This is a genomic window from Methylobacterium trifolii (assembly GCF_022179685.1).
In the GTDB taxonomy this organism is placed as follows: Bacteria; Pseudomonadota; Alphaproteobacteria; order Rhizobiales; family Beijerinckiaceae; genus Methylobacterium; species Methylobacterium trifolii.
Genome location: NZ_BPRB01000361.1, coordinates 1 through 3,230, shown reverse-complemented (window position 1 = coordinate 3,230; position 3,230 = coordinate 1). Strand labels below are relative to the sequence as shown.

Annotated in this window: 2 protein-coding genes; both read left to right on the top strand. The window is 73.9% G+C overall.

What is annotated here, in order from left to right:
• Positions 1-988, top strand: a 988-nt coding sequence (locus COGEMETH_RS24410; RefSeq protein ID WP_238185263.1) for an efflux RND transporter periplasmic adaptor subunit, incomplete at its 5' end; no start/stop codon positions are given.
• Positions 989-1,225: 237 nt separating this feature from the next.
• Positions 1,226-3,230, top strand: a 2,005-nt coding sequence (locus COGEMETH_RS25705) for a caspase family protein (protein WP_283215047.1), incomplete at its 3' end; no start/stop codon positions are given.

Genomic DNA, 3,230 nt, shown 5'->3' with positions numbered 1-3,230 from the left:
GCAGCAGGAGCGTCGCGCCCGCTGGGCCGGCGCGACGCTCCTGCTGCTGCTGGCCCTCGGAGTCGGGGCCCTCTGGCATCTGCGCCCGGAACTCCTGGGGCGCCGGAGCGAGGACGCTGCGACCGCCGAGGCGGAGGCCGGCAGCGGGCGCGACGACCTGATCGCGGTGAGTGTGACGCGGGCCCGGCAATCCTGCTTCCAGGACCGCATCCGCGTCACCGGGGTGCTGGTGCCGCGCCGGGAGGTCGAGGTGCGGCCGGAGACCGAGGGCCTGCGCACCCTGCGCGTCCTGGCCAAGCCCCTGGAAGAGGTGCGCGCCGGGCAGGTGCTGGCCCAGCTCCTGCGGCCGGGCGAGCCGGAGCAGCGGGCGGTCGCCCTGCGCAGCCCCGTCGCCGGTGTGGTCGGGCGCAGCACCGCCGTGGCCGAGCAGCCGGCGACCGCGGCCGGCCCGGCCCTGTTCCAGATCGTGGCGCAGGGGGAGTTCGAGCTGGAGGCCGAGGTGCCGCTCCCGGCGCTGTCCCGGCTCTCCCCCGGCCAGGGCGTCACCGTCACGCCGCTGGGCGAAGCGGACCGGCCCGGCCGGGTGCGCCTCGTCCCGGACAGGATCGACCCCGGGACGCAGCTCGGGCGCGTCCGCATCCTGCTCGGCAAGGGTGAGGGCGAGGGAGAGGGCAAGAACGAGAGCAAGAGCGAGGGCGAGGGACTCCGCCAGGGCCAGTTCGCCAGCGGCGTGGTGCGGGTGGGCGAGCGCTGCGGCGTCGCCGTGCCCTTCGCGGCGGTGGCCCAGGAGGCGGAGGGGCCGGTGATCTACGTGGCCAACACACGCCGGATCGAGGCCCGGCCCGTCGTCACCGGCCTGTCCTCGGAGCTGGAGGTCGAGATCCGGGAGGGGCTCGAATCGCGCGACACCGTCGTCGTGCGCGCGGGTCCGTTCCTGCGAGAGGGCGACCTGATCCGTCCGATTCCCGTGGCCGCGAACCTGCGCTGAGGTTTGTTTCGTACGATACAGTGCCGCCGAGGCCCGGCCGCTGCGGCGAGGCGAGAAACACAGTATCGAACCACCCGATCACGTGAACATTCGCACGTCGGTCTACTGTCCGGGCCCGTCAGGTGGGCGCGAATGCAATTTACTCGTTGCGTGCCCCCGCGGCGGCGCCTAATTTGCCGCTCGGAGCGATCCTGCGGGCCACCCGGCCGCGTCGCCTCCCGCGCGAAGGCGACAGGCGTGACCCGGTTCGCGATTGCCATCCTCGTCAGCGCCCTGCTGACCCTCTACGCCGAGCAAGCCTCGGCCGAGGGGCGGCGCGTGGCCCTGGTGATCGGCGTCTCGGCCTACGAATCGGTGCCGCAGCTTCCCAACGCCGTCAACGACGCGACCTCGATCGCCGACATGTTCCGCAAGGCCAATTTCGACGTGGTCTCCGCCCGTTCCGACGTGGGCAACCTCGAACTCAAACGGGCGATCCGCGAGTTCGAGGATGCGGTGACGGATGCCGACATCGCCGTGGTGTTCTATGCCGGCCACGGCATCGAGATCCGCGAGACCAACTACCTCATCCCCACCGACGCCAAGCTGCTGAACGAGCGCGACGCCGACGACGAGGCGATCTCCCTCGACCGCATCCTCACCGCCCTGGAGCCCGCCAAGCGCCTGCGGCTGGTGATCCTCGACGCCTGCCGCGACAACCCCTTTGCCAGCAAGATGAAGCGGCGGGTGGCTACCCGCGCCATCAGCGCCGGCCTGGGCAAGGTCGAGCCCGCCCAGTCGGACACGCTGATCGCCTACGCGGCCAAGGAAAAGTCGGTCGCCAACGACGGGGAGGGCGCCCACAGCCCCTTCACCACGGCGCTCCTCGCCAACCTCACGGTGCCCGGCCTCGACGTGCGCCTCGCCTTCGGCCGGGTGCGCGACGACGTGCTGAAGGCCACCGGGCGCAAGCAGGAGCCCTTCGTCTACGGTTCCCTCGGGGGCGGGACGGTGGCCCTGGTGCCGGCCCGCGCCGAGGCCACGATGACGCCCGCGGCCCCGACCCGCAGCGACCTCGACGCGTCCAAGACCGATTACGAGATCGTCGAGCGGGTGGGGAAGAAGGAGGCCTGGGAGGTCTACCTCAACACCCACAAGAGCGGCCTCTACGCCGACCTGGCGCGGGTGCAGCTCGCCAAGCTCGCGACGCCGGCCGCCCCCGCGATGGAGGGCGTCAACCGCGTCCTCAGCGACGCGCCCGGTATCGGCGCGGAGCCGACCGGGCGCACCTCGCCCAAGGCGGACGTGCCGCCGGTCGTGCCGGTGCCGAGGCCCACGGCGGCCGAGCAGAAGGCCTGGGACAGGCTCAAGACCTCCGGCGACCGGGCGGCGATCACCCGGTTCATCGAGACCCATCCGACCTCGCCCCTGGTCGCGGACGCGCAGGCGCGGCTCGAGACCCTCGACCGGCTGGCCCGCGAGCGCGAGGAGGCCATGCGCCTGGAGCGTGAGGCCGCCCGCCAGCACGACGAGGACGAGAAGCAGAAGAAGGCCGTCGAGGCCGAGCGCAAGCGCCTGGAGCGCGAGGCGGCCAGGCAGCGCGAGGAAGCCGAGCGCGCGCGCATCGCGGAGGCCGCGCGCCAGAAGGCGGAGGCCCTGGCGGCCACGCGCCAGCGCGAGGCGGAGGAACGGGCTCGCGCGGCCGAGGCCGCCGCCCGCAGGCGCGAGGAGGAGGAGACCGCCCGCCTCGCCGCCATCGCCGCCCGCAAGCAGGAGGCGGAGGAGCGCGCCCGCGTGCTCGCCGCCGAGCGTGCCAGGGCGGAGGCCGAGACCAACGCCCGCAAGCGCGAGGCCGAGGAGGCTGCCAAAGCCTCGCTCGCGGCCAAGGCCGCCGCGCGGGAGATCGAGGAGCGGGGCAAGGCCCAGGCCCTGGAGCAGCACGAGCGCGAAGCGAAGGCCAGGGCCGCCGCCATCGCCGATCGCGAGCGCGAGGAGAAGGAGCGCGCCAAGGCCGCCGAGATCGCCGCCCGCCAGAAGGAGGCGGAGGAGCGCGGCAAGGCGGCAGAGATCGCCCGGCAGAAGGCCGAAAGCGAATCCGCGGTCAGCGACCGCGAGGACGAACAGCGCGCCAGGCAGGCCGAGGCCGAGCGCCGCAAGGCCAAGGCCGCCGCCGAGGCCGAGCGCCGCCGGGCCCACGAGGCCGCCGAGGCCGCGGCCGAACTCAAGGCGGAGCGGGCCGCCGCCGCCCGCAAGCGCGAGGCCG